We start from the raw sequence: 26,286 nt of genomic DNA, 5'->3' as shown, positions 1-26,286 counted from the left end.
TCGCTGCCGGCACTTCGTTGGGCTCGGATTTCACCCTGCGCCAACGGGCCTGTTATTGTCTCACACGCGCGCCGTTAGCTCAGTTGGTAGAGCAGCTGACTCTTAATCAGCGGGTCCGGGGTTCGAAACCCTGACGGCGCACCACAAAGCCGGTTTTCCGACTCAGCACATATGGTCAGTGCCGAGCGTGGTCTCGCAGCACGGTCAGTCGTTCGTGATACTCCGTTTCGCTGATCTCGCCCCGTGCGAACCGGCTGGCGAGGACGTCCTCCGGCGTCATCGGCGGCGCCGGAAACTGGGCACCCTGTCGGTCATTGGCCGTGAAGCGGATCAAGGCGATGATCCCGACGATCAGCACCGCCCAGAACAACACCATCCCGATGCCCATGCCGGCATAACCCCACCAACCCATGTCGTGGTCGTACCAAAACATCATGACGATCGTCCTCCTGTCCCGTCGCCGCCGACCTCAGCCTGGCAGGCCGAAGACACCGGTCACAGGGTCTCTTGAACCTCGTCAGCGGTACTTTCGGCCCCACCTGGCGACGACTCTCCCGCCGCACCGTCAGACGAAACCTCTTCGTTGCGGCTTACAGTGGCGTAAATTTTTGCGGGCGACCTCGCTCGCAGTCGCCAGAAGTGTGCTGGAATCGACACAACGGAGCCGATGTACTACACCACCAGCGCGAAGAGGCCGTTGCGGAGGGAACCGAATCGATGACATCTCCCGTTTCGAGCTGCTGGAAAGCGGGAACCTCTGCTAGAGTCGGGTTAGCTGAATCACGGGCTGTCGGGTCGAGGACAGCGGGGCAACAAGGAAAACGGGGACTTAGCTGATGTCGCAGAGTTGCGAGCCGTTTGCGACTGACGCACTCGAAGAAGTCGCGTACGACGAGGTAACTACGCACAACCTGGTCGCGGTGTACTCGTGCGGCCGGATCGGCCGCGTCGCCAACCCGCCCACCTTCTCCTTGGCCGACTGGTTCCGCACCGCCCGGCGCCGCCGGACGGACCGCGTCAACGCCGCCTGATCCGGCGGACGATCACCACCAACACGACCGCGCCCACGCCGGCCAGCGACACCGCGACCACCGGCTTCTTGACGAACCTCACCGCCGCCGCCTTGGCGTCGTCGGCCAACCGGCTGGGATTGGCACGCTCGGCAAGGGTGTCCACCGTCGATGCCAGCTGCTCCCGAGCCTGATCGATCTCCCGCTTGATGTCGTCGGGATCGCGGTCCGCCACGTGCGCCTCCAAGCCGCTTCCAGTCACTGCTCCCCCAGGGAGCCTGCCGATCTACCCTAGAGCAGCCCGCGCTCGCAGCAGCGCACCGGTCGACAAGAAGGGATGGCCACGCGTGCCACAGACTCCGCGACTCGAGATCGGCGACAAAGCTCCGGCGTTCAGCCTGCCCGACGCCGACGGCAACACCGTGAAGCTCTCCGATTACAGGGGCCGCAAGGTCATCGTGTACTTCTACCCCGCCGCGTCGACTCCCGGCTGCACCAAGCAGGCCTGCGACTTCCGGGACAGCTTGAGTCAGCTCAACGACGCCGGGCTCGAGGTCATTGGCATCTCCCCCGACAAGCCGGAGAAGCTGGCCAAATTCCGCGACAAGGAGAAGCTGACGTTCCCGCTCCTGTCGGACCCCGACCGCGACGTGCTCGCCGCGTGGGGCGCGTTCGGCGACAAGACGATGTACGGCAAGACCGTTCAGGGTGTGATCCGGTCGACGTTCGTCGTCGACGAGAAGGGCAAGATCGCTGAGGCGCAGTACAACGTCCGGGCCACCGGACACGTCGCCAAGCTTCGGCGCGACCTGTCCGTCTGAGCAGCGAGATCAGAAAGTCACGCAGTGATTGCCGACGGTTGCCCCGCGGGGGCCGAGTCCCGAGTCACAGGCTGAACAGCTGATTCGGCCTTGGGACCGTTGCCTGCCAACCGAACTCGCGGTCCAGGCGCCTGCGCAGGGTGTCTGCCGCCTGCGGTTCACCGTGGACGACGAACACCCGCCGCGGTGGAGTGGTGATCCCGGAGGCCCATCGGACGAGCTCGTCGGCATCGGCATGCGCAGACAGCATCTGCAGGTTCGCAACCTGCGCCTTGATCGGGATCCACTCGCCGTGGATCTTGACGTACCGTTCGCCGGCGGCGATGGATCGGCCGCGGGTACCCGGCACCTGATAACCGGTCACCATGATCGTGTTGCGCGGATCCGGGGCGAACGCCTTGAGGTGGTACAGGATCCGACCACCGGTGGCCATGCCGCTGGCTGAGATCACGACCTTCGGCTCCCGGCTGGCCGAGATCTTCATGGACTGCTCGGCCTCGCGCGTGTACGTCGCCATGGCGCACATGCCCTCGTAGACCTCCGGCGACAAGCGGTGGTCACCCTGATAGGTGCGCAGCAGTTCGCTGGCGTTGATCGCCATCGGACTGTCCAGGTAGACAGGGACATCCGGCAGCCTCCCCTCGGAGCGCAACTGCCACAGGTAATAGAGCAGTGTTTGAGCCCGGCCCACCGCGAACGCCGGTATCACCACGGTCCCGCCGCGATCCACCGTCGCGTCGATGACCTCGGCGAGAGCATCCGCGGGATCGGCGCGCTCGTGCAGACGATCGCCGTAGGTCGACTCCATAAGCAGGTAGTCCGCGGTCGGCACCGGGTCGGGCTCAAGCATCACCGGGTCGTCGTAGCGACCCAGATCGCCGGTGACGACGACGCGGCGGCCATGCCACATCAGGTCGACGGTCGCCGCCCCGAGAATGTGCCCGGCGCGGCGGAAGATCACGACCGGCCCTGCCCCCGGTAGGTCGAACTCCGTCCCGAACGGACGTGTGGTGAACAAATCGAGGGCTCGGCGGGCGTCCTCGCGGTCATACAGCGGCAGGGCGGGGTGGTGCTTGGTGACGTGGTGCTTGTTGAGGAATTCCGCGTCGCGCTCCTGCAGAAGGGCGCTGTCACGCAGGATGATGTCGGCGACGGCGGCGGTCGCTTCGGTGGACACGATCGGTCCGCGGAATCCGTCGCGCACCAACCGGGGCAGGTAGCCGGTGTGGTCGAGGTGGGCGTGGGTCACGATGACTGCGTCGATACTCGAGGGGTCGACCTGGAGTCGGGCCCAGTTGAGCTCACGGAGGTTCTTAACGCCCTGGAACAGGCCGCAGTCCAACAGGATTCGCTTGCCGTCGCTTTCCAGGAGGTGTTTGGAGCCCGTTACCGTGCCGGCAGCGCCCAGGCTGCGCAAAGTCAGTTCAGTTTCCTGCGCTCGACTGTCCCCGGAGGCCATCTACGACGAGACCTGTCCGTTTGAGCTGTCCCGTCCCAGTCCGGCCAGCAACAGGGCCTCGGAGATCGCCGCGCGCTCCAACACGCCCAGGTGCAGGCTCTCGTTGACGCTGTGCGCCTGTGTCGCAGGGTCTTCGACGCCGGTGACCAGGATCTTGGCCGACGGGAACGCCGCGGCGAACTCGGCGATGAACGGAATCGAGCCGCCGACCCCGGTGTCGACGGGATCGGCACCCCACCCCTGGCGGAAGGCGGACCGCGCCGCGTCGTACACCGGCCCGCTGGCGTCGATGGCGTACGGCTGCCCCATGTCGCCGGGTGTGACGGTCACCCGCGCCCCCCACGGCGCATGGGTTTCGAGGTGACGGGTCAGCGCCTTCATGTGCGCGGCCGCGTCGCCGCCGGGCGCGACGCGCATGCTGACCTTGGCGCGCGCACGAGGAATCAGGGTGTTCGACGACTTGTCGATCGACGTGGTGTCGATGCCGATGACGGTGATTGCGGGCTTTGCCCAAAGTCGTTGCGGGACAGTACCAGAACCGATCTCAGATACCCCATCGAGCAGCCCGGCCTCCTCGCGCACCCGCTCCGGCGGGTAGTCGATGTCGGCCGCGGCGGCTTCATGCACACCCGCAACCGCGACGTTGCCGTCGTCGTCGTGCAGGCTGGCCAGGAGTCGCACCAGCACACTCAGCGCATCCGGCACGACGCCGCCCCACAGTCCCGAGTGCAGTCCGTGATCGAGCGTCGCGACCTCGACGATGCAGTCGGCCAGTCCGCGCAGTGAGACCGTCAGCGAGGGCACTTCGGTGCTCCAGTTGTCGGAGTCGGCGATGACGATCACGTCGGAGGCCAGCGTGTCGTGGTGGGCGGCCAGCAGTCGCGACAGCGACGGTGAGCCCGACTCCTCCTCGCCCTCGACGAACACCGTCACACCGACCGGCGGGTTGCCCCCGTGCGCCCGGAAAGCCGCCAAATGCGTTGCGATTCCAGCCTTGTCGTCGGCGGTGCCGCGACCGTAGAGACGGCCGTCCCGCTCGGTGGGTTCGAACGGCGGAGTGCGCCACTGCGTCGGATCGCCTTCGGGTTGCACATCGTGGTGTGCGTAGAGCAGCACCGTGGGCGCGCCGGGCGGCGCGGGATGGCGCGCGATGACGGCGGGTGCTCCGCCCTCGCTGACGATCTGCACCTCACCGAAGCCGGCGTCGGTCAACAACTTGGCCGTCGCGTCGGCGCTGCGCTGCACCTCGCCGCGGCGGGCAGGATCGGCCCACACCGATTCGATGCGCACCAGATCCTCGAGATCGCGCCGCACCGACGGCAGCACCTCACGCACCCGCCCCACTAGATCGCTCATAGGCACCGACGCTAGCCGCGAAATGGCATTCCAGCAGGCCTCTACTCGCACTTGCGCTGCTGGAATGCCATTTCGCGAAGGTCAGCGCTCTTCGAGGATGGCGACCGCGGCCGCGGTGTCGGCCTCGTGCGTCAGCGACAGGTGAATGGTCACGTTCTTCAGATGCTCGGCGATCGCCCCGGACAGGCGCACCTTGGGCCTGCCCCACATGTCGGTGATGACCTCGATGTCGCGGTGAATGCCCTCGGGCAGCACCGGACGCCTGGCGAAGCGGGACCCCGACCACGCCTTGATCACGGCCTCCTTCGCCGCCCAGCGGGCGGCGAGATGCCGCGCCGCCGACGAACTCTTGTCGGCGGCGTCGCGCCGCTCACCGGGCGTGAACGTCTCGGCGAACACCGTCCCCGGCTGGTCCACCTGCTCGGCGAACTCGGGTATGGAGACCAGGTCGATCCCCACCCCGACTATCGCCATGGGCGAAACGCTATCTCACGCCTGCGCGGGCACATACACGTCGTCGTCGCCGAGCCGCGATGCCGGATCGAGAAGCATGTCGGCTTCTTGTCGCTTCTCGGGGGCGTCGGGGCCGAACCGGCGGTCCGCCGGTTTCTCGTACAACGGCTTGCCACCGGCGATCGCCGATGCGAGCCGATGCTGGCCTGCCAGCACCCGGGCATCCGCGCGCTGTTGGTACTCGGCCCGTTCCTCCGGGCTGAGCGCGGCAAGGAACGCCTGTGGATGCACCAGCGCGATCAGACCGGACACGTGACCGAAGCCGAGGCTGGTGATCAACCCCGCCTTCAACGGGAACTTCTCCCCGAAGTGCAGCGTGTCGCGCAGCCAGACCATGTGCGCGGCGCCGGCGAGCTCGTCGTCGACACAGTCCAGGCTGCGGTTCGGCGGAATCACGCCGTCGCGCAGGATCTGGCACAGCCCCATCATCTGGAACGCCGCCGCGCCGCCCTTGGAGTGGCCGGTCAGGCTCTTCTGCGACACCACGAACAACGGTGCGCCGTCCGAACGACCCAGCGAGTCGGCGAGCCGCTCGTGCAGTTCGGTCTCGTTGGGGTCGTTGGCCAGCGTCGACGTGTCGTGCTTGGACACCACCGCGATGTCGTCGGCTCCGACGCCGAGCGCGGCCAGCGAACGCGCCAGCTGCGACTCGCGACCGCCGCGGCCGGCGGCCAGGGCGCCGAGGCCGGGAGCCGGGATCGAGGTGTGCATGCCGTCGCCGAACGACGACACGTACCCGACCACCGCGAGCACGGGAAGCCCCATCTTGAGCGCGAGGTCGCCGCGGGCTAGCAGGATGGTCCCGCCGCCCTGGCCTTCGACGAACCCGAGCCGACGACGGTCGTTGGCGCGGGAGAACTTCGAGTCGCTGATGCCCTTGGCCCGCATCATCTCGGTGTCCGCGGTCGCGGCCATGTCACCGAACCCGATGATGGCTTCGAGCGTCAGGTCGTCGTATCCGCCCGCGACGACGAAGTCCGCCTTGCCCAACTTGATCTTGTCGACGCCCTCCTCGACCGAGACCGCCGCGGTGGCACAGGCCCCGACCGGATGGATCATCGCGCCGTAGCTGCCCACGTAGGACTGCACGACGTGGCCTGCGTACACGTTCGGCAGGACTTCCTGCAGGATGTCGTTCGGCTTGTTCCTGCCGAGCAGGTTGCCGTGATACATGGTCTGCATCGACGTCATGCCACCCATACCGGTGCCCTGCGTGTTGGCCACCAGGCTGGGGTGCACCCAGCGCATCAGTTCCGCCGGTGTGAAGCCGGCCGACAGGAAAGCGTCGACGGTCGTCACGAGGTTCCAGATCGCCAGCCGGTCAATGGAGTTCATCATCTCCTGGCTGACGCCGTACACCATCGGGTCGAACCCGGTGGGGATCTGCGCGCCGACCGTGCGGGACAGCTTCGTCTTGCGCGGCACGCGGATCTCGGTGCCCGCCTTGCGGGTGACCTGCCAGTCACCGCTGTCCGGAACGGGTGCGATGACGGTGTGCTCCGGGTCGGCCCGGACGAACGCCCTGGCCTCCTCTTCGTTGGACACCACGAACGTGAAGTCCTTGTCGAGGAAAACCGAAACCAGCAGCGGCGCGGTGTGATCGGCATCGATCGCGCCGTCGCCGACGAACTCGCGGATACCGACCCGCTCGATCACGGCGTCGTGGTAGCGCTCGACCAGCTCGCCCTCGTCGACTAGCTCACCGGTCTCCGTGTCGTACCAGCCCGGCGTGGGGTCGTCCTCCCACTTGACCAGTCCGGTCGTCCACGCCAGCTCGAGCACACCGGCCGCCGACAGCTCGTTCTCGACCTCCATCTCGAAACGGGTGCGCGACGAGCCGTACGGTCCGATCTCGGCGCCGCCGACGATCACGACAAGGTCGGCCGGGTCGACGTCGAGGTCGTCCCACGCCGGCGGCGGTGCGGCCTGATAGCCGCGCGGCGGCGACGGCAGCGCCCGGATGGCGCCCTCGTCGTCGGACTCGTCACCGGCGGTCTCGGCGACCATCTCCTCGCGGGCCTTGGCGGCCAGCTCGCCCAGGTCGAGGTCCACCTCGGCCAGGCCGCCGGTGAAGTCCGCCTGCAGCGGCTCGTGTGCCCCGGCCACCTTGGCCTCGATGTCACACAGCCCGAGCAGCATGCTCGCCATCTCGTCGGTCGTGAACGTGCGGACACCGGCCTCTTCGACCGCGCCGACGATTGCGTCGTTGTGCCCCATCAGGCCCGTGCCCTTGGTCCAACCGATCAGCGCGTGCGCCAACGAAACTCGCTGCGCCCATGACGACTCGGCCTTCCACCGGGACACCAGCGCGTCGAGCGCTGACTTGGCCTCGCCGTAGGCGCCGTCGCCGCCGAACATGCCACGGTTCGGCGAGCCGGGCAGGACGACGTGCAGGCGCGCGGCGATGTCGCGTTCGGCGCCGATGTGAGACAGCCCGCCGATCAGCCGTTGCACGGCCCACAGCAGCACTTTCATCTCCATCTCGGCACGCGACCCGGCATCGGACAGGTCGCCGGTCACCCGCGGCGCCGCGAACGGGAACAGCAGCGTCGGAGTCTGCGCGTCCTTCAGATGAATCGACTGCGGCCCGAGGCTTTCGGTCTGCTCGTTGCCGACCCACTGGACCAGCGCGTCGATATCGGAGTAGGAGGCCATGTTGGCGGGCACCACCCACAGCTTCGCGCCCCAACGGGCGTTGTCGCGGTAGAGAGTGCGGTAGAACGCCAACCGGTCGTCGTCGAGCTTCGACGTCGTTGCGATGACCGTCGCACCGCCGTCGAGCAACTGCGCCACCACGGACGCGGCGATCGAACCCTTCGAGGCACCGGTGACGACGGCGACCTCGTCGCTGTAGCGGCCGGTGCCCGGGTTCTCCGCGCCGGCGGCAGCGCGGCCGTAGAGCGAGGCGTGGATGTTGCGGCCCGCCGCCAACGCCTTGCCCTGCCACCAGGTGACCTGCGTGCCCACCACGTGCCCGGCGCCCTCGAAGCGCTCCGAGAGCCGCTGCCAGTCCCGGTCGATCTCGTCCTCGTCGCACAGCCACAGCCGGGCCAGATCCTCGCGCGCGCTGGCCCAGCGGTCGTCGAAGAGCACCGCCTTGCGGCCGTCGAACACGGGCGCCACCAACCGCGGCCAGTCCGAACCCAATTCGGCGGTGACCAGGTCGATGAGCTCGGCGTCGGTCGCCTCCGGCACCGGTACGGGCGTGTCGAGCCCGAGCTGGCCGAGGATCAAGCGCGCCGTCGAGGCCAGCACACCGTTGGGGCCGGTGACCTGTTCGGCGAACTCGGTCAGCGCGGCCGAATCCACAACGCCGCCAGCACCGCCCGCCGCCGACGGCAGCGACACCGAGATGCCCTTGCGCCCTGCGACTATGGTGACCGCGGCGTCGATGACCTTGTCGACGGTCGCCGCGTCGGCCAGTGCGCCGTCGTGCAGCCCGCCCAACTCGCCGCCGCGCACGCTGGCGCCCTCGCGGGTGCCCAACGCCACCTCGACGGTGACGTGCTTGACCCAGCCGTCGCCGAGTTCCCATGTCTTCTTGACCCGCTCGGCGATGTAGGCCGGGCGCTTGCCGGACGGCCCGAGCACGGTGCGCAACTGGTCGTTGACCGCGTCGGACAGCACCGGGCCGAACGGCTTGTAGGTCCGGGCCAGCTTGGTGACCTGACCCTTCAGCCCAGCCAGATCGGCTTCGGCCGCACCGTCGATCGCGCCCAGGTTGAGCTCCGAGCCGAGGTCGACCAGCAGCTGGTTGCGTCGCGACGACGCACCGTCGGTGATCGACTCGATCGAGTCCAGCGGCTCGATCTGGTCGATGCGCATCTTGGCCGACAGCGCGATCAGAGCCGTCGTGGCATCGGCGGCGTCGTAACCGATGTCATCGGGGCGCGGACCGCCAGCGGGTGCGGCGGGCGCGGGCGTCGGCGCTGCGGGTGCGGCCTCAACCGGGGCGGCTTCGGCTGCGGGCGCGGGCGCCACATCCTCGTCGGCCTCCGGCTCGGGATCCGTGTCGGTCGCGAACAGCACGGCCGCATCCCGCTCGGAGTTCAGCACTTCGGTTGTGCTGTGGGAGTATTCGGGCAGCTTGAGGGTATTGGTCGCCAGCCCCGCGACCGTCGGCGCCGACTTGACACCGATTTCGACGAAGCGCTCGATGCCCAGACCGCCCGCGGCCTCCTCGATGAACAGCAGGTCCTGGGTCTCGATCCAGCGCACCGGGCTGGCGAACTGCCAAGCCAGCAGCTCGATCACGATCTTGCGGCACAGCTCGGCCGGCTTCTCGTGCCGCCACGTGTCGTAGTCGGCGAGGATCTCGTCGAGCGGCTCGGCCGGCACCAGATCGCGGATCTCCTCGATGAAGTCGCGGTCGAGGGTGAACGGCCGCGGCACCAGGTTGGGGATGTACTTGCCGACGATCAACGCCGGGTCCTGGTCGCGCGGCATGACCCGCTCCAGCGACCGCCGGAAGTCGGCGACGCCGACCCGCAGCACCGACGAGTGGAACGGCACGTCGATACCGGGCACCAGAATGAACGAGCGCTTGCCGCCGGTGATCTCGCGGCGCCGCTCGACCTCTTCCTCCAGCGCCTCCAACCCGCGCACGGTGCCCGCGATCGCGTACTGCGAGCCGCGCAGGTTGAAGTTCACGATCTCGAGGAATTCACCGGTATTCCGGGAGACGTCAGCAACAAACTGTTTGACGTCGGCATCGTCTAGGTCGATCTGCGACGGCCGGATCGCGGCCAGCCGGTAGTTCGACCGGCCAAGGTGGTCGCGCGGCACGATGTCGTGCATCTTGCTGCCGCGGTGGAACACCACCTCCAGCAGCGCTTCGAGCTCGTAGACCCCGCTGACACAGGCCAGCGCGGTGTATTCGCCGACGGAGTGACCACAGGCGATCGCGCCCTCGACGAACGCGCCCTGCTCGCGCATCTCGGCGACCTGCGCGGCGGCCACCGTCGCCATGGCGACCTGGGTGAACTGCGTCAGGAACAGCACGCCGTCGGGGTGGTGGTAGTGCACACCGCTGGCGATCAGGCTGGTCGGGTTGTCGCGCACCACGTGCAGCACGGAGAAGCCCAGTGTGTCGCGGGTGAACTTGTCGGCGGTGTCCCACACCTTGCGGGCCGCCTTCGAGCGAGCCCGCACCTCCATGCCCATGCCCTTGTGCTGGATGCCCTGGCCCGGGAAGGCGTAGACCGTCTTGGGCGCGGCCAGCTGCGCGGTCGCCGACATCACGAGGTCGCCCGCGACCTTGGCGGTGACCTCCACGATCTCTGCGCCACGGTCGATCCCGACGCGATCGACCCGGAAGTCGACCTCGTCACCGGGCAGCACCATGCCCAGGAACCGCGACGTCCAGCCGACGACCCGCGCCGGCGGTGCCGGCTTGCCGTCGGTGGCGGTGACCACGTGCTGCGCGGCGGCCGACAGCCACATGCCGTGCACGATGGGCGATTTCAGCCCGGCCAGCAGGGCGGCGGCGCGGTCGGTGTGGATCGGGTTGTGGTCCCCGGACACCACCGCGAACGCGCTCATGTCCGTTGGCGCGGCCACGGTCACGTCGCGGCGACGGCGCCGCGGGGTGTCGGTCGCGTTGTCGGTGATCGCACCACCGGCCCGCGGCGGGTCGGCGAGTTCGGCCGCACCCGTGCGGCCCCGGATTGCGAACCGCTCCTCGAGGGTCGCCAGCACGGTCCCCTCGCCGTCGCGGATTTCCACCGAGACCGGCACGACGCGCCCGTACTCGGTGTCGGTTGCCGCGGAACCCGTTGCGGTGACGGTCAATTCGGTCGGCGTCTTCGGCATCTGCGTCAGCAGGCGTGCGGCGTGGTCGAGGTGAACCAGGCTCAGCAGGCCCTCGACGGCGGGGAAGCCGTCCTCGGTGACGGCAGCGCCGATCGCCGCGAACACCGCGGGCCAGCAGTGGCCGACGAGCGCATCGGGCACGAGCGTGAGGCCAGGCGCCAGCGGGGCGCCGAAGGTCGCGGTGACCCCGGTGTGGTCGGCGACGCGTTCGGGATCCCAGTCGACGGTCACCGTGGCGACGCCGTCGTGCACCTTCGGAAGCGCTTCCGGATCGTCGACGCCCGCCGCGATCGCCAGCACGGAACGCATTGCGGCCGAGGCGTCCTCGACCGTCACGATCGGCATTCCGCCGTCGACCGTGCACGAGGGCAACGTGAACGGGATCTTGATCCAGATGTCGGAAAGGGGAACGCTCAGGGTCACCCGGTCACCGCTGAGCTCCAAGCGAGCACCGGTGGAAGGGTGTGTCGCAGTGCGATTTTCGTTGGCCTGCCATTCATCGGGAGCGCCGATGCGGTGCACCGGATTGATCGCGACGCGGCCGGCCCACAACACGTCGGGCGAGTCGAGCACCACCGCCAGCGGACCGGTGACGTCGGCGCGGGCCTGACGGCGCGACACCACCGGCACGGGGCTGCCGTCGGCGGCCAGCGTCTGGTCGATCGCGGCCTGCTCGAAGCGGTCGAGCAGCTCACCGACCGGCTCGTCGACGCGGGTGATGCCCGCGACCGCCTGCGTACCCGGGATGATGCAGACCTGATCGGCGGTGTAGCGGGCGTCGTGGGCCTGCCACAGCGAGTCGCTGCGCCACCAGCGCCGCACGTCCTTATCGATGACGGGCACGAAGTTGACCGGCTTGCCGGGGGTCTTGCACAGCGTCACGAACCACGGGACGTCGGCCGGGTGCAGCCGCAGCGTCTCCGACTCCGGGTAGCGCGCCGCCAGCGTGGCGATCGCCCGCTCGGGGTCGTTGAACAGCGCGGGGTCGTCGAACAGCGTGGCGATCGGGCCGGAGTCCTGCGGGTGCAGCCGCGCCTCGGCGCGGTGCAGCATCTCGGCGAACCGGTCGCGCCACGTCTCGGCCAGCCACGGGGTGCCGGGCACCTTGGTGTCGGCGGTGCTGTCGTCCTCGCCGATCGCGAGCTCGACGTAGCGCTGCAGCCACTGGCGGTACGTCATGTCGCCGATGTGGCCGAAGTACGGCTTGCAGGTGGTGGCCATCGCGGCGATGATCTCGTCGCGCCGCTCGGCCACGGCGTCGGCGTCACCGGCGACCTCGTCGAGCAGCCGGCCGCAGCGCGACGCGGCGTTGTCGATCTCGTGGATGTCGGCGCCCAGCTGGCTGCGGCTGGAAGCCATGCCGCCCTGGGCTTTTCCGGCGCTGATCCAGTGCTCGGTTCCGGTGGTCTCGACCAGCATCTGCTTGACGGCCGGGGACGTGGTGGCCTCCAGCGTCGCCATCGCCGCGGTGCCGACCAGGATGCCGTCGACCGGCATCGCCGGGAACCCGTACTCGGTGGCCCAGCGCCCGGACAGGTATTCGGCCGCCCGCTCGGGGGTGCCGATCCCGCCGCCGACGCAGACGGTGATGTTGGGCAGCTTGCGCAGCTCGCCGTAGGTGCTCAACAGCAGGTCGTCGAGGTCCTCCCACGAGTGGTGCCCGCCGGCGCGACCACCCTCGATGTGCACGATGACGTCCTTGCCGGGCACCTCGGCGGCGATCTTGATGACGGACTTGATCTGGTCGACGGTGCCGGGCTTGAACACGACGTGCTTGATGCCGACGGTGTTGAGCTCGTCGATCAGCTCGACGGCCTCTTCGAGCTCGGGGATGCCTGCGGACACCACGACGCCGTCGATCGGCGCACCCGACTGACGGGCCCGCTGCACCAAACGCTTGCCGCCCACCTGCAGCTTCCACAGATACGGGTCGAGGAACAGCGAGTTGAACTGCACGGCGCGGCCCGGCTCGAGCAGCGTGGTCAGCTCGGCGATGCGGTCCTCAAAGATCTCCTCGGTGACCTGCCCGCCGCCGGCCAGCTCGGCCCAGTGCCCGGCGTTCGCGGCCGCCGCGACGATCTTGGCGTCGACCGTCGTCGGGGTCATGCCCGCGAGCAGGATCGGCGAGCGCCCGGTGAGCCGGGTGAACTTGGTCGACAGCCTCACCGAACCGTCGGGCAACCGCACCGTCGTCGGCGCGTAGCTGGACCACGCGGGCGGCACCTCGGGTTCGGCGCCGACGGTGAACAGGTTGCGCTGGCCGACCCGGGTGGCGGCGGGCACGATGCCCACGTCCAGCCCGCGGATCACCGGGGCGGTCAGACGGGTGACGGTGTCGCTCGGGCCCAGGTCGACGATCCACTTCGCCCCGGCCTCGTTCAAGCGCTCGACCTCGGCGACCCAGTCGATCGGGCGCACGAAAATGGACTCGGTCATCTCGTGGGCCATGACCGGGTCGATGCCGCACTTGGCGGCCCAGCGGTCGACGACCTCGACGCCGTCGGCAAGCCGTGGCGTGTGGAAGCCGACCTCGACCTGCACGCCGTGGAAGACAGGGCTGAACACCGCGCCGCCGCGAAGCTTGTTCTTGCGCTCGGCCTCTTCCTTCTCGGTGATCTTCGCGCAGTACAGCTCGAAGCGGCCCAGCTGCTCGGGCGTGCCGGTGATGACGACCGAGCGCCTGCCGTTGCGGATGGACAGCACCGGCGGCAGCACCGTGCGCACGTCCTGGGAGAACTCGTCGAGCAGTTCGGCGATGCGGTCGGGGTCGACGTTGGTCACCGAGACCATCGGCGCCTTGTCGCCGCGGCCGACCATGCCACGGCGCCGCGAGACCAGCGAGCCGGCCGCGCCGATCAACTGCAGCAGCGCAAGCAGTTCGGCGTCCATGGTGCCCCGCGCGCGCAGCGACTCGCAGGCCATGACGCCCTGCGAGTGCCCGGCCATGGCGACCGGCGGGGTGTCGTAGAGGTCCAGACCCTGGCGCACGACGGCGCGGATCGCGGCCATCTGCGCCAGCAGGATGCCCGGGCCGGAGATCGCGGCGGTGATGAGTTGCTTGGTCGGCGGCAGGGGCTCGTCGGCGGCCAGCGCCCGCACCCACTGCAGAGGTTCGAAGCCGATCGGCCGGACCACGACGAGCTCGCGCGCGACCGGCTCGAGGAGCAGCGCGGCCTCCCCGACCACTTCGCTGAGCTCGGACTCGATGCCGGCCGAGCTCACGAGCTCCTCGAGGTTCTCCAGCCAGTTCCCGCCCTGGCCGCCGAACGCCACGGCATAGGGCTCTCCGGCATTCAACCGATCGACGAGGGCGTGGGTGCCGGCCAGGGACTCCGTGGGCTCCGTCGTGCGGTCGGTGGACACCCGGTGCTGCTCGTTGATCGTCACGTCTCGTTTTCTCCCTCGTCCCGCGTCATGCTCGTCGTCTGTCGGCTGTCGTCTCGGAATCTCCGATGGCCTGCGCTGCCCTGCGCCCGGCCATGCGATTCGGCGTCGAATCCGGCTGGTTCTGCTGCGTCCTGTCGGATCGGACGGTTTGTCGCGTCAGCTCTCGCGATCCTCGTTCCGCGCACGCCAGCCGTACTAAGAGTGTCATAAGAGGAGACCTCGAATCGGCACCCGAAATGGTTACTGATGAGTTCTACGCTCGGGTAACCCGGTATTGCGTAACGCCCCGCTCAGAACGCGTCGAAGGCTACTGGGACAAACGTCCTGCATGCAGGTGGTTACGGTCGAGTAAGCAGAAGAGCGCAGATCAGAGTGGGATTGTTATGTAATCGTTATGTAAATATTCCTGCCCCGTCTCACCTGCTGGATCGAGCGTCTCCGACAAGACACGTCGGCGAGATTTGTCTTCCCGACCCCATCAGCGACCGGGCCGAGTTTGCTGAGCGTACTTACTGATCGGTAAGGTTTAGTCCCACTGTCCGTAGCTCGGCTTGAGAATGTGGTTGATGTCCACGCCCACACCGCCGACGGACCGCTTGTCGATCTCGACCTGATGCAGATGTGCGGCCGGGTGGGCGACTTTCCCGGGCGATCCCCAGTTGTGCTGCCAGTAGTACGCCCCGATGCCGTCCTGCAGGGCCCATTCGATGGTCTTGGAGTTCGCGTAGACGCCGACCCGCTGCCGGCCCAGCACGGCCTCCCAGCCCCGCAGAAACGGCGCCACCTGCTGTTTGTACTGCTCGAACGACGGGTCGTCGTCGATGGAGGCGTAGATCGGCGCCCCGTAGGAACCGCCCGCGGCGACGTGCAGTTCCCAGCCCCGTTTGGCGTGCGCGACACCCGCACGCTGCCCGCCCAGCCAGTCGGCGGTGTCCTGCTTGCCGTACTGATAGCACGACACGATCTTGAGGCCGTTCTGGTAGAGGTCGCGCGCCTCGGCGAGCACGATCGGCTTGCCCAGCATCCAGACCCCGCCGGGGCGCCGGTCGGAGACGTAGCGGATCGCACCGAGGGCACCCGAGGCGCGGATGTCGCTGGCCTTTATCACCCCGGCGGCATAGTCGAGCAGGATGCCCATCTGCGCCGCCGTGGCGGGCGCTGCGGACGCGAGCGCGTGCAGGCCGGTGCCGACGGCCAACGCGGCGGGCGCGGCGACGGCGCCTTTGAGCACGGCGCGCCGAGAAATTGACACGAGCCACAGATTACGACAGACGTATCACTTTTCACGTCAACGCCACTGGTCACAGGCATCAAGATTTGCGGGTGGACATTGCCGCGAGCAGACCCGGACTCGCGCGGAAACCGCCGCGGTCGTCGCGATTCTCTGTCCGCTCGCGGAAAGGGTCACCGCTGTCGCCGGTCTCGTTCCTACGATTGGCCATGCCTTCCGACGCGGTCCGCACTTCCGCGGCTGTCGACGACGCGGCCGTTGACGGCCCGCGGGTCGAGCTGATCGGCGTCCGGAAGGTGTTCGGCAACGGCGTCGTCGCCGTGGAGGGGGCCCACCTCACCGTCGGCGATGGTGAGCTCTTCGCGCTGCTGGGCCCATCGGGTTCGGGGAAGACCACACTGCTGCGGGTGATCGCCGGGTTCGAACAGCCCACGGCAGGGGTCGTCAGGCTCGGCGGTGTCGACGTCACCGGTCTGCCTGCCCGCCATCGCGACGTCAACACGGTGTTCCAGGAGTACGCCCTGTTCCCCCACATGACCGTCGGGCAGAACGTGGAGTACGGGCTGAAGGTGCGCGGCGTCGCAAAGGCCGAGCGGCGGCGCCGCACCGCCGACGCGCTCGACATGGTCCGGTTGGCCGGGCAAGGGGCGCGGCGCCCCGCCGAGTTGTCGGGCGGCCAGCGCCAACGGGTGGCGTTGGCGCGTGCCCTGGTCGGACGGCCACGTGTGCTGCTGCTCGACGAACCGCTCGGCGCCCTTGACCTCAAGCTGCGCGAGCAGATGCAGCTCGAGCTCAAGGCGATTCAGCGCGAGGTCGGCATCACGTTCCTCATCGTGACCCACGACCAGGACGAGGCGCTGACGCTGTGCGATCGAGTGGCGGTGCTCGACGAGGGCCGCATCGAGCAGGTGGGCACCGCCCGCGAGGTCTACGAGAACCCGGCCAACCGCTTCGTCGCCGACTTCGTCGGCACCTCGAACGTGCTCGAGGGTCTCGACGCACACGAAATCCTGGGCAGGACAGGGACGTTCGTGGTCAGGCCGGAGCGTATCGGGGTGTTCGCGCCGGGTACCGACTCGGTGTCGGGCGTGCGCACCGTCGAGGCGACGGTCTCGGAGATCATCTATGCCGGACCCACCACCCGCATCACCGCGGACACCCGCCGCGGCGTCACGCTGATCGCGACCGTGCTCACCGCCAGCACGTGGCTGCCGCCCGGCCTGACCCACGGCAGCCCGGTCACGCTGGCGTGGCCCGACAAAGCCGTCCACGCCCTATCGATCGAGGAGTAGCCATGCACCCCAGGCCGTCGACCGCCGAGCGGGCCCGCCTCGCCGTCCTCACCTGTGCCGCGGTCGTGATGTGGCTCGCGACGGCTTGCTCGGGCGGACAGGATCCCGGTGGAGCCGGCCAGGAACCACCGAAGCTCGAGCCGCTCAGCGCCGTCGGCGAAGGGGAGGGCGAACTCAATCTGATCGCCTGGGCGGGCTACGCGGAGAACGGGTCCAACGACCCCGACGCCGACTGGGTGACCCCCTTCGAGCAGCAGACCGGTTGCCGGACCAACGTCACGATCGGCAACACCTCCGACGAGATGGTCCAGTTGATGCGCAGCGGTCAGTACGACGGCGTGTCGGCATCCGGGGACGCGACGTTGCGCCTGATCTACGCCGGCGACGTCGCGCCCGTCAACACCTCGCTGGTGCCCAACTACGAGTCGATTTCGGCATTCCTCAAAGACAAGCCGTGGAACTCGGTGGATGGCCAGATGTACGGCATTCCGCACGGGTGGGGTGCCAATCTGCTGATGTACAACATCGAAGTCGTGCGCGACGCCCCGAACTCGTGGGCGGCGGTGTTCGACGATGCGGGCAAATACAAGGGCAAGGTCACCGCCTACGACTCCCCCATCTACATCGCCGACGCCGCGCTGTACCTGTCCAAGACGAAGCCCGAACTCGGCATCGAGGACCCCTATTCGCTGACGCACGAACAACTTGACGCCGCAGTCGAACTGCTCTCCAGGCAACGGGAGAACATCGGCGAGTACTGGTCGGACTACACCAAGGAGGTGCAGGCGTTCGAGTCCGGGACCTCGGTGATCGGCACCACCTGGCAGGTGATCGCCAACACCATCGGCGCGGGCAACAAGGTCCAGGTGAACACCGTGCTGCCGAAGGAGGGCTCGACCGGCTGGTCGGACACCTGGATGGTCTCGGCGAAAGCCGCGCATCCGAATTGCATGTACAAGTGGATGGACTGGATCTCCTCCCCGGAGATCAATGCGCAGGTGGCCGAGTTCTTCGGCGAGGCGCCGGCGAACACCAAGGCGTGCGAGTACACCACCGAGATGGACTTCTGCGACATCTACCACGCCACCGACGAAGGTTTCGCGTCCCAGATCCACTACTGGATCACACCGCAGAAGGAGTGCGTCGACGGCAGCGGTGATGACTGCACGGCCTACGCCGAGTGGGTCGACAAGTGGCAACAGATCAAGGGGTGACCAGGCGCCGCGGCGTCGCGTCCGTGGCGGTCGCCCGGCGCCTGAGCCTCGCCTTCCTGCTCATCCCGCCCATGGCGTGGCTTGGCCTGGCCTACCTGGGTTCGCTTGCCGTCCTGCTGCTTTCAGCGTTCTGGATGACCGATGCGTTCACCGGTGCAGTGATCCACAACTTCACGCTCGACAACATGGCGCGCGTCGCAACCGATCCGGTGTTCCGCGCGGCGACGCTGCGGACCGTGGCCGTCGCGACCACGGTGACCGTCGTCTGTGCGGTGCTCGCGGTACCGCTGGGGTTCTACATGGCCAAGGTGGCGTCGAGCCGGGTCCGGCTCGCGCTGGTGGTGGCGGTGACGACGCCGCTGTGGGCCAGCTATCTGGTCAAGGCGTACGCGTGGCGCATGCTGCTCTCACCGGAGGGGCCGGTGGCGTCGGTGACGGGCTACCGCCCCGGCTACGGACTGATCGCCACGACCGTGACGCTGACCTATCTGTGGTTGCCCTACATGGTGATCCCGGTGTTCGCCGCGTTCCACCGGGTGCCGGACCCGCTGCTCGACGCCAGCGCCGACCTGGGCGCATCGGAGCTGTCGACACTGCGAATGGTGGTGTGGCCGTTGATTTTCCCGGGTATCGCGGCAGGTTCGATCTTCACCTTCTCGCTGTCGCTCGGCGACTACATCGCCGTCACCATCGTCGGTGGCAAGACACAGCTGCTCGGCAACATCATCTACGGCCAGCTCGTGACCGCCAACAACCAACCGCTGGCCGCCGCCCTGTCGACCATTCCGCTGGCTGCCATCGTGCTGTATCTGCTGGCTGTGCGCCGCACCGGCGCGCTGGAGAACGTCTGATGACGTCACCGGCGGTGCGCCGCGCGGCGGGCGGGTGGACGGCGATGGTGTTGATCTTCCTCTACGCGCCACTGCTTCTGGTCGTGGTGAACGCCTTCAACGAATCGCGTACCTTCGCGTTCCCGCCCACCGGGTTCACCCTGCAGTGGTGGGCGGACGCGTGGCGGAGCAGGGGGCTCTGGCAGTCCCTCGCCAACTCGGTGGTCGTCGGGCTCGGCGCGACGGCGATCGCGTTGGTGCTCGGCACCATGGCCGCGATCGCGGTACAGCGCTACGAGTTCTTCGGCAGGCGCGCGATCAGCCTGCTGGTGGTGTTGCCGATCACGCTGCCCGGCATCGTCACCGGTATCGCGTTGAATGCGACGTTCACCTCCGCGCTGGGCGTGACGCTCGGCCTCGCGACGGTGATCGTCGGCCATGCCACGTTCTGCATCGTCGTCGTCTACAACAACACGCAGGCTCGGCTGCGCCGGATGGGCGAGCATCTCGAGGACGTCTCCGCCGACCTCGGCGCCTCACCCTGGCAGACGTTCCGGTACGTCACCTTCCCGATGATGCGCGGGTCGCTGGTCGCGGGCGCGGTCCTGGCGTTCGCGCTCTCCTTCGACGAGATCGTGGTCACCACGTTCACCGCCGGTCCGACGGTGCAGACGCTTCCGATCTGGATCTTCGGCAACCTGTTCCGGCCCAATCACGCCCCGGTCATCAACGTGGTGGCCGCCGCGCTCACCGTCGTCGCGATCATCCCCGTGTGGCTGGCCCAGCGCTTCGGAGGCGACCCGGCCGGCGCCCGGGTGTGAGGGCTACGTCGCCTCGCTCTCCCGCCGGCCGCTGAGCAATGCGCCCGCGGCGTACTCGGAGTCGGCGGCCGCGACCTGCTGCTGCAGCGCCGTGTCCAACCGACCCGACACCACGCTGTTCCACAGCTCGCGGTAGTCCCGCACCACCTCGCTCAGCTCCTCCACCTGATCGGGTCCGGGCGCGTGGTCGACGCCGAACCGGGCGGCCACGCACTCGTCGAGCCCGTGCACGAAGCCACCCGCCAGCACGTCGACGGCATCGCGCGTCGACTCGACGATGTGCAGGAGGACACGCACATAGGCCATGGGGTCGGCCGCTCGCGCGATGACGTTGCGCACCGCGAGGTCGGTCAACGTCACCGAGCCGTCGGCGACCTCGGCCATGCCGTAGGCGACCAGCCGGCGCCCCTCGTTGCTGTCGGCATCGATTGCGGGGTTGCCCACCGTCGAATCCACTTCGGCGCTCTCGTCGGCCGACTCGGTCCTGGGCCCGAGCACCGCGCGCTGGATGCCCAGGATGTCGGCGAGGTCGGCGCCTTGGCGCAGGCTGGTGAAGAACTCGGCGATGTGGGCGGAGTTGAAGCCGCGCCGGTGCAGCTGGTTGATCGTCCGCAGTTGGGACAGGTGGTAGTCGTCGTAGAACGCCGAGCGCCCGACCCGCCGGGGTGGGTCGAGCAGGCCGCGCTCCCGATACGCCCGGATGTTGCGGGCGCTGACACCCGAGATCCGGGCGAGCTCGTCGAGACGGTACTCAGTCAACCCGCCCCGCCCCGCTCGGTCGCGGTATGCGGGCCGGCATGGCACCGCCCCTGGTCATGTGACCACTCTAGCCGCGCAATGGTGGTGAGCGAAGGAAAAGCCCAGTACACAGCGGTTTGCTAGCTATTCGCCTCACACCAATCGGCCTGCGGATATGACGGCGATCGCTAGGCGGTGCGCGCAAGGCCGTGCGGTTTCAGCCAACACTCCCGCCCAGAGCATCTGCTCCGGTGAGCGAGTTCACGCTGCGCGCATTGGCGTCGGCGGGCAGGCGTCGGCGACGATGGTCACCGAAGGCTTAGGCAACGTGAGCGCGGGAAAGGTTCGGTGTGCGTCCCTGGATCGTTTGGGCCACCGGACTGTTCGCCTACATCGTCGCGGTTCTCGATCGCACCACGCTCGGTGTCTCCGGCCTCGATGCGGCCGACCGGTTCCAGGCCAGTCCCAGTGTGCTCTCGACGTTCGTCGTCCTGCAGGTCATCGTCTACGCCGGCGCGCAGGTGCCGGCGGGGCTGCTGCTCGACCGGTTCGGCTCCAAGACACTGATCCTCTCGGGCGCCGCGCTGATGGCATCCGGGCAACTCGCGCTGGCCTTCACCGAGTCGCTACCGACGGCCATCGCCGCCCGCGCGGTGCTCGGCCTCGGCGACGCGTTCACGTTCATCTCCGTGCTGCGACTCGTCTCGCACTGGTTCCCGGCCCGCCAGGTGCCGCTGGTGACGCAGTTGACCGGGATCTGCGGCCAACTCGGTCAGGTGCTCTCCGCGGTTCCGTTCTTCGCGGTGCTCAGCGCGTGGGGCTGGACCACCGCGTACGCGTCGGTGGCGGCGGTCGGCGTGCTGTCGATGGTGCTGACCCTCGCGCTGGTGAGGAACACCCCCAACGGCAACGTGGTCGAGGCGGAGACGATGTCCGTGCGGGAGACGCTGGCCAGCGTGAAGACCGTGTGGCTGCGCCCCGGTACGCGGTTGGGCTTCTTCACCCACATGGGCACCCAGTTCTCGGTCACGGCGTTCGCGCTGATGTGGGGTGTCCCGTACCTGACCAAGGCGCAGGGGTTGTCGGCGAGTATCGCCGGCTCGCTGCTGACGGTGTCGGTGGTGGCCGCCATCTCGGCGGGCATCCTCGTCGGAATCTTCACCGGACGCCGACCGCACCGGCGCTCGCGCCTGGTGCTGGCGATCATCGCCAGCAACGCCGCGGTGTGGACGGTGGTGCTCGCGCTGCCCGGGCGGGCGCCGCTGTGGTTGCTGGTCGTGTTGATCGTGGTGATCTCGGTCGGTGGTCCCGGCTCGATGGTCGGCTTCGACTTCGCGCGCACCTTCAACCCGAGCGCCACGCTGGGGACCGCGTCGGGATTGGTCAACATGGGCGGCTTCATCGCCTCGCTGCTGGTGATGCAGGCGATGGGCGTCATCCTCGACGCGGCGGGCGAGATCTCGTTGGACTCGTTCCGGTGGGCATGGACGGTGCAGTACACGATCTGGGCGCTGGCCGTCGTCGGGATTCTGATCACCCGCCGCAAGGCACGCAGGCTGATGCTGAGCGATCTAAGCGAGCAGATGCTGTTGGAAGGGCCGCAGACCCAGCCCGCCGGGAGTCGTTGATCAGCGGTTGCGCGCCGAGGCGCGGCGGTTGGCCTTCTTGATCGCCGAGACCAGTTCGTCCTTGCTCATCGTCGACCGACCGGAGATGTCCAGCCGACGGGCGATCTCGACGAGATGTTTCTTCGAGGCGTTGGCGTCGACGCCCTCGGCGGTCTCACCCTTGGCGTTCGGGCCGCCGCTGCGCGCCCGCTGGTCGGACGGACCCTTCTCAGCCTTCGGCTCCCAGTGGTCGCCGACCTTCTCGTAGCTGTGCTTGAGGGCGCTGTAGGCGACGCGGTGAGCGCGCTCGCCCTCGCCGTACTCCTTGGCCGCCGCGTCGTGGGCCTTCGCAAACGTGCGCTGGGCCTTGGCGTCGGACTTCTGCAGTGTGCTCGGCAGTTCGCTCTTGCGTGCGCCGCCGCTCTTGGTCGTCTTCGGCATCGTCGACCTCCTCGTTTGCGCCGCTGAGACGTGGACAGCCGCCGAGGCGACATCGCCAGGTTCGCCGGCGGGTAACGGGCGAACCGGGGGCCGCTTCTTGACCGCGGCGGTTCGGGTCTGCTCGCGGCTACGCAAGCGATGGCGCGGTGAATTCTCCGCTGCCACCTCGAACGGCTGCCAGTCAGATACCCGGAGGGCGATCGGCTAAACGGCTCAGCGACTCATTCCGGGGTGCGATCGGGTCGAACGGTCGTGGCCAGAGCATGCTCGGTGAGCCGGTGTCCGACCCATTCGTAGCCGACCACCGACACCATCGGCGCCAGCGTCACGACCAACAGGCAGTTGGCCATCGAGACGCCGGAGGCGGCGAGCCACACCGCCGCGGCCAGCACCCCGACCGTCGCCGCGATGACCACCACGTGGAACGCCTCGACGGCCCGCACCATCAGCATGTAGAGCACGTAGATCGACACGATGTAGATCCCGACGGGCACCGCGACGGTCAGCACCGTCTCCACGGAGCTCAGCTTGGAATGGCGCTCGAGGTAGTAGGCGGCTGCATGCAGCCCGGCACCGGTCGCGACGATCGCGCCCAGCGTGATGATCGGGAAGTACCCGAACAAGAACGAGCGCTCGCGCCGGGCGTGCAACAGGTCGGCCTGCGGCAGGACGAAGTACGTCCACCACATCCCGAACGTCAGGCCGATGCCGGCCACGACCACGAACGCGGCGTCGAACGACCATCCCTGCGCGTTGACGACGGCGGTCAACGACGCCACCGTGCCGACCACCCCTTCGCCGAGCGCGATGATCGTCAGCAGTCCGTAGCGCTCGGTGATGTGGTGGGCGTGCCACGGTGTTCCGCCCCTGCGCCGCTCCGCCAGCACCGGACCCAGCGTCTCCACGCCGATCAGCACGACGACCACCAGAAAGGTCACCGGCACCGACGTGTCGAGGAAGATGCTGGCGACCCAGCCGGCCTGCGCGACGGTGACGGCGGCGACATAGGTCAGGCATGCCGAGCGATGCTTCGGATCCTGCTTGGCGGCCCGCAACCACTGCCCTACCAAGGCGATTCGCATCACGACATAGCCGGCGACCATGACCCGGTTGTCGACGTGGTGACCGTGCTCGATGGAGGCGAACATCGGCGGGAAGCCCAGCGCCATGACGACGACACCGACCATCTGCAGCATGGTCATCAGCCGGTAGATCCAGTCGTCGGTGTCGTAGGCGGAGGCGAACCAGCTGAAGTTGATCCACGCCCAGCACACCGCGAAGGTCGCCAGGCTGAACCCGAGCAGGCCGGCGCCGACTTTATTTTCGGCGAGCATGTGCGCGAACTCGTTGGCGGCGATACCGAACGCGATCACGAAGGTCAGGTCGAAGAGCAGTTCCAACGGCGTTGCCGCCCGGTGCTCTTCGCCGGGATCCCGACCGGACATGGGGCGCACCCGGTGCCGGGTCGCCGTCGGCTCGTGTTGCGTCTCGCTCATCGTTTGCGTCCTTTCCCGCTACATTCCACCGCAGCCGGTCCCACTGCGCCCCACCGGTCACGATTCGCGTCGCCGCACGCGGGGGCGGGACGAAACGAGTAGTGCACTACGCATGCCACCGCGCGCCGCCGGGCCGACGATCGACGCGTGGACCAGTTGTCGTTGCACCTTCTCGGCGGATTCGCCGTTGACCACGGTGGGCAGCGCGTCGACCTGCCGCCGGCATGCCAGCGGGTGATCGCACTCGTCGCGTTGAAGCGCAAGCCCGTCCACCGGTTGTGGGTGTGCGCCACGTTGTGGCCCCATGCGCAGACGCGCAGGGCGGTCGCCAGCCTGCGCTCGGCGATGTGGCGCTTGCGCCCGCTCGGCGTCGATGGGCTGCTGACCGTCGATCCGCAGTATCTGCAACTGGGCGACGACGTCTCGGTCGACTGGCATGACGCCGTCGACCTGATCGAGCAGTTGCTGGGGGGCGGTATCGATCCGCAGCTGGTGGCCCACCTGCTGCCGCTGCTGCGCGCCGGGGAACTGCTCGACAAGTGGACCGAACCGTGGGTGAACGGACATCGCGACCTCTACCACGCGATGCGCATGTCCGCCTTCGACGTGCTCGGCCACGGCGCCGACGGCCAGGCACCGCACGGTTCCCGCAAGGTGATGCGTTCGGCGCACTCGCGCGCGCGGCCGTCCCCGCGATGGGACCAGAGTCGCCACGCCGAGGACTGACGGTCGGCGCGCAGTACCCGTCATTCGCCGAATGTGAAGCTACTGCGAAATCTTCGCCGAATCTTCGCAGTACGTTCACACTCGCGAGGACGGGGCACGACCTGGCGAACTGGTCGCACACTGGGCGGTGCCAAGATACGAGGGTGACCGTGACCCCGGATGCCGTGGCGGTTGTGCTCGCCGCGGGGATGGGCACCCGCGTCGGCGCCAACAGCAACAAGGCCTACCTGCCGCTGGCCGGTCGGCCGATGGCGGCCTGGTCGCTGGACACCCTGGCACACGTGAGCGGGATCGCGCGCATCGTGCTGGTGTTCCGGCGCGGTGAACACGAACTCGCTCACGACATGGTGCGGCGCGAACTGCCCGGGGCCGATGTCGAACTGGTCGAGGGCGGCGACAGCCGGCACGGATCGGAACGCAACGTGCTGCGTCATCTGTCCGCCGACATCGAGTCGGGCGAGATCGACGTCGTGCTCATCCACGACGCGGCGCGGCCGCTGGCGGGCCCCGAGCTGTTCGCATCCGCGCTGACGGTGGCCCGCGAGTCCGGCGGTGCCATTCCGGCGCTTCCCTTGTTCCATGTGCTGACCGCCGGCGCGGAACCGTTGACGGACAAGCTTGTTCGTGTTCAGACGCCTCAGGCGTTCCGGGCCCGGCCACTGCTGGATGCGTACCGCGCCGCTGACCGGGAGGGGTTCGAGGGCACCGACACCTCCTCGTGCGTGGAGAGGTTCGGCGACGTCGCGGTCCGCACGGTCCCCGGCGAGCCGGACAACATCAAGGTGACCTATGCCCGCGACATCGCGATCGCCGAACACCTTCTGCGGCACCGGATCAGCGCACGCGACTCCCGATGACCGCCTCGACGAACATCGCGTCGCGGGGCAGGTCGGCGAGGAACGCCTCGGCGTCGCCGTCCGTGGTCGTGACCGGCATCCGGGCGCGGACGGCGGCGTCGGCTTCGTCGAAATCCGCATCGGCGGCCTCGGCGAGCAACGAGGCGAGGCGCTCGACGGCGAAGCCGCGCGGATACTGCACCACCTGCAGGGTGGAGCGATCGAGTGTTGCTGTCACCGTGCCATGTTCGTCCACGGCCTTCACGCTGTCGGTCACGGGCACGGTGGGCAGCACTACCGGGTCCCCGCCCGTCAGGCGGGCGACCACCCGGTTCAGCAGATCGGTCGGGATGAGCGGCTGCCGGATGTCGTGCACGAGGACCTGCCGGACCGCCTCTGCGGACAATCGGTCGAGGCCGGCGCCCAGACACCTGGCCCTGCTCGCCGAACCCTCGACCGTCACGACGCCCACCGCGCGAAGGCCGGCACCGGTGAGAATTCCGCGGACGTCGCCGACGAGCCGTTCGGTGGCCGCCACCAGGACATCCGACTGACCGGGTAGCACGCCGAGCAGGCTGCGCACGATACGCACCAGCGGCGGCTCGCCCGCCAGCGGCTCGAACGCGGCGTCGGGTGTCACCGAAACGGGCAGCGGCACAATCGCCGAGAGCCCGGATTGCGACGACGCCCTCACGGC

At 68.4% G+C, this 26,286-nt stretch carries 20 protein-coding genes and 1 tRNA gene; 10 read left to right on the top strand and 11 right to left on the bottom strand.

The genetic code is table 11. The features are described 5' to 3' along the window. Nucleotides 1-68: 68 nt before the first annotated feature. Nucleotides 69-144 (top strand) — tRNA-Lys (locus ABGB19_RS18785). Between the two features lie 31 nt (nucleotides 145-175). Here the strand turns inward: ABGB19_RS18785 and ABGB19_RS18780 are convergent. Then, nucleotides 176-436 (bottom strand): SHOCT domain-containing protein, encoded by a 261-nt coding sequence (locus tag ABGB19_RS18780; RefSeq protein WP_347687475.1) that lies wholly within the window; start codon nucleotides 434-436, stop codon nucleotides 176-178. 400 nt (nucleotides 437-836) lie between these two features. On the opposite strand from ABGB19_RS18780, the gene ABGB19_RS18775 reads away from it, so the two are divergent. Next, on the top strand, nucleotides 837-1,031 hold the full coding sequence (locus ABGB19_RS18775) for a hypothetical protein (protein WP_347687474.1): 195 nt from the start codon (nucleotides 837-839) through the stop codon (nucleotides 1,029-1,031). Here the strand turns inward: ABGB19_RS18775 and ABGB19_RS18770 are convergent. Beyond that, nucleotides 1,018-1,245, bottom strand: a complete 228-nt coding sequence (locus ABGB19_RS18770) for a DUF3618 domain-containing protein (RefSeq protein WP_347687473.1) — start codon at nucleotides 1,243-1,245, stop codon at nucleotides 1,018-1,020. The two genes, ABGB19_RS18775 and ABGB19_RS18770, sit on opposite strands and share 14 nt — an antisense overlap. A gap of 112 nt (nucleotides 1,246-1,357) precedes the next feature. On the opposite strand from ABGB19_RS18770, the gene bcp reads away from it, so the two are divergent. Next, complete coding sequence (gene bcp / locus ABGB19_RS18765) at nucleotides 1,358-1,831, top strand: thioredoxin-dependent thiol peroxidase (protein ID WP_347687472.1); 474 nt, start codon at nucleotides 1,358-1,360, stop codon at nucleotides 1,829-1,831. A 64-nt stretch (nucleotides 1,832-1,895) separates the two neighbouring features. On the opposite strand, the gene ABGB19_RS18760 is transcribed toward bcp, so the two are convergent. The 5 genes from ABGB19_RS18760 to ABGB19_RS18740 form a co-directional block, all read right to left on the bottom strand. Beyond that, nucleotides 1,896-3,290: an MBL fold metallo-hydrolase gene (locus ABGB19_RS18760; RefSeq protein WP_347687471.1), complete on the bottom strand. Its 1,395-nt coding sequence runs from the start codon at nucleotides 3,288-3,290 to the stop codon at nucleotides 1,896-1,898. Continuing rightward, nucleotides 3,291-4,646, bottom strand: coding sequence for a dipeptidase (locus ABGB19_RS18755; protein ID WP_347687470.1), 1,356 nt, complete (start codon nucleotides 4,644-4,646; stop codon nucleotides 3,291-3,293). 81 nt (nucleotides 4,647-4,727) lie between these two features. Next, nucleotides 4,728-5,120, bottom strand: coding sequence for a holo-ACP synthase (locus ABGB19_RS18750; RefSeq protein ID WP_067083573.1), 393 nt, complete (start codon nucleotides 5,118-5,120; stop codon nucleotides 4,728-4,730). Between the two features lie 15 nt (nucleotides 5,121-5,135). After that, on the bottom strand, nucleotides 5,136-14,357 hold the full coding sequence (locus tag ABGB19_RS18745) for a fatty acid synthase subunit beta domain-containing protein (protein WP_347687469.1): 9,222 nt from the start codon (nucleotides 14,355-14,357) through the stop codon (nucleotides 5,136-5,138). Nucleotides 14,358-14,883: 526 nt separating this feature from the next. After that, nucleotides 14,884-15,609, bottom strand: coding sequence for a DUF1906 domain-containing protein (locus tag ABGB19_RS18740; RefSeq protein WP_347687468.1), 726 nt, complete (start codon nucleotides 15,607-15,609; stop codon nucleotides 14,884-14,886). A 188-nt stretch (nucleotides 15,610-15,797) separates the two neighbouring features. On the opposite strand from ABGB19_RS18740, the gene ABGB19_RS18735 reads away from it, so the two are divergent. The 4 genes from ABGB19_RS18735 (at nucleotide 15,798) to ABGB19_RS18720 (ending at nucleotide 19,745) form a co-directional block, all read left to right on the top strand. Next, nucleotides 15,798-16,880 (top strand): ABC transporter ATP-binding protein, encoded by a 1,083-nt coding sequence (locus ABGB19_RS18735; protein WP_347687467.1) that lies wholly within the window; start codon nucleotides 15,798-15,800, stop codon nucleotides 16,878-16,880. Between the two features lie 68 nt (nucleotides 16,881-16,948). Continuing rightward, nucleotides 16,949-18,094, top strand: a complete 1,146-nt coding sequence (locus ABGB19_RS18730; RefSeq protein WP_347687550.1) for an ABC transporter substrate-binding protein — start codon at nucleotides 16,949-16,951, stop codon at nucleotides 18,092-18,094. Between the two features lie 71 nt (nucleotides 18,095-18,165). Further along, a complete protein-coding gene (locus ABGB19_RS18725) occupies nucleotides 18,166-18,945 on the top strand; it encodes an ABC transporter permease (RefSeq protein WP_347687549.1) in 780 nt (259 codons plus the stop codon). Then, complete coding sequence (locus tag ABGB19_RS18720; RefSeq protein ID WP_347687466.1) at nucleotides 18,945-19,745, top strand: ABC transporter permease; 801 nt, start codon at nucleotides 18,945-18,947, stop codon at nucleotides 19,743-19,745. Before ABGB19_RS18725 ends, ABGB19_RS18720 begins: the two co-directional genes overlap by 1 nt. Nucleotides 19,746-19,748: 3 nt before the next feature. Here the strand turns inward: ABGB19_RS18720 and ABGB19_RS18715 are convergent, their stop codons facing one another. Next, nucleotides 19,749-20,504 carry a MerR family transcriptional regulator gene (locus ABGB19_RS18715; protein ID WP_347687465.1) on the bottom strand — a complete coding sequence of 252 codons (756 nt, stop codon included), beginning with the start codon at nucleotides 20,502-20,504 and terminating at the stop codon, nucleotides 19,749-19,751. A 329-nt stretch (nucleotides 20,505-20,833) separates the two neighbouring features. Between ABGB19_RS18715 and ABGB19_RS18710 the strand changes: the two genes are divergently transcribed. Next, entirely contained in the window at nucleotides 20,834-22,111 is a 1,278-nt protein-coding gene (locus ABGB19_RS18710) for an MFS transporter (RefSeq protein WP_347687464.1), read from the top strand. Here ABGB19_RS18710 and ABGB19_RS18705 read toward each other — a convergent pair whose 3' ends face one another. Next, entirely contained in the window at nucleotides 22,112-22,531 is a 420-nt protein-coding gene (locus tag ABGB19_RS18705) for a ChaB family protein (protein ID WP_347687463.1), read from the bottom strand. It lies immediately after the preceding gene. Nucleotides 22,532-22,752: 221 nt separating this feature from the next. Then, on the bottom strand, nucleotides 22,753-24,027 hold the full coding sequence (locus ABGB19_RS18700) for a low temperature requirement protein A (protein WP_347687462.1): 1,275 nt from the start codon (nucleotides 24,025-24,027) through the stop codon (nucleotides 22,753-22,755). Nucleotides 24,028-24,174: 147 nt separating this feature from the next. On the opposite strand from ABGB19_RS18700, the gene ABGB19_RS18695 reads away from it, so the two are divergent. After that, nucleotides 24,175-24,753 carry a transcriptional regulator gene (locus ABGB19_RS18695; RefSeq protein ID WP_347687461.1) on the top strand — a complete coding sequence of 193 codons (579 nt, stop codon included), beginning with the start codon at nucleotides 24,175-24,177 and terminating at the stop codon, nucleotides 24,751-24,753. Between the two features lie 143 nt (nucleotides 24,754-24,896). Further along, entirely contained in the window at nucleotides 24,897-25,610 is a 714-nt protein-coding gene (locus tag ABGB19_RS18690; protein WP_347687460.1) for an IspD/TarI family cytidylyltransferase, read from the top strand. On the opposite strand, the gene ABGB19_RS18685 is transcribed toward ABGB19_RS18690, so the two are convergent. Next, complete coding sequence (locus tag ABGB19_RS18685) at nucleotides 25,588-26,283, bottom strand: 2-C-methyl-D-erythritol 4-phosphate cytidylyltransferase (protein ID WP_347687459.1); 696 nt, start codon at nucleotides 26,281-26,283, stop codon at nucleotides 25,588-25,590. The genes ABGB19_RS18690 and ABGB19_RS18685 overlap by 23 nt on opposite strands. Nucleotides 26,284-26,286 lie beyond the last annotated feature (3 nt).

It is taken from the genome of Mycobacterium sp. B14F4, assembly GCF_039871645.1.
Classification (GTDB): Bacteria; Actinomycetota; Actinomycetes; order Mycobacteriales; family Mycobacteriaceae; genus Mycobacterium.
Note: the sequence above shows the minus strand (reverse complement) of the source record. Positions and strands in the feature narration are given on the sequence as shown.

Coding starts and splice junctions, on each gene's coding strand:
- ABGB19_RS18780 (WP_347687475.1), bottom strand. CDS start 436: ATGATGTTTTGGTACGACCACGACATGGGTTGGTGGGGTTATGCCGGC.
- ABGB19_RS18775 (WP_347687474.1), top strand. CDS start 837: ATGTCGCAGAGTTGCGAGCCGTTTGCGACTGACGCACTCGAAGAAGTC.
- ABGB19_RS18760 (WP_347687471.1), bottom strand. CDS start 3,290: ATGGCCTCCGGGGACAGTCGAGCGCAGGAAACTGAACTGACTTTGCGC.
- ABGB19_RS18755 (WP_347687470.1), bottom strand. CDS start 4,646: ATGAGCGATCTAGTGGGGCGGGTGCGTGAGGTGCTGCCGTCGGTGCGG.
- ABGB19_RS18750 (WP_067083573.1), bottom strand. CDS start 5,120: ATGGCGATAGTCGGGGTGGGGATCGACCTGGTCTCCATACCCGAGTTC.
- ABGB19_RS18735 (WP_347687467.1), top strand. CDS start 15,798: ATGCCTTCCGACGCGGTCCGCACTTCCGCGGCTGTCGACGACGCGGCC.
- ABGB19_RS18730 (WP_347687550.1), top strand. CDS start 16,949: ATGTGGCTCGCGACGGCTTGCTCGGGCGGACAGGATCCCGGTGGAGCC.
- ABGB19_RS18725 (WP_347687549.1), top strand. CDS start 18,166: ATGGCGTGGCTTGGCCTGGCCTACCTGGGTTCGCTTGCCGTCCTGCTG.
- ABGB19_RS18720 (WP_347687466.1), top strand. CDS start 18,945: ATGACGTCACCGGCGGTGCGCCGCGCGGCGGGCGGGTGGACGGCGATG.
- ABGB19_RS18705 (WP_347687463.1), bottom strand. CDS start 22,531: ATGCCGAAGACGACCAAGAGCGGCGGCGCACGCAAGAGCGAACTGCCG.
- ABGB19_RS18700 (WP_347687462.1), bottom strand. CDS start 24,027: ATGAGCGAGACGCAACACGAGCCGACGGCGACCCGGCACCGGGTGCGC.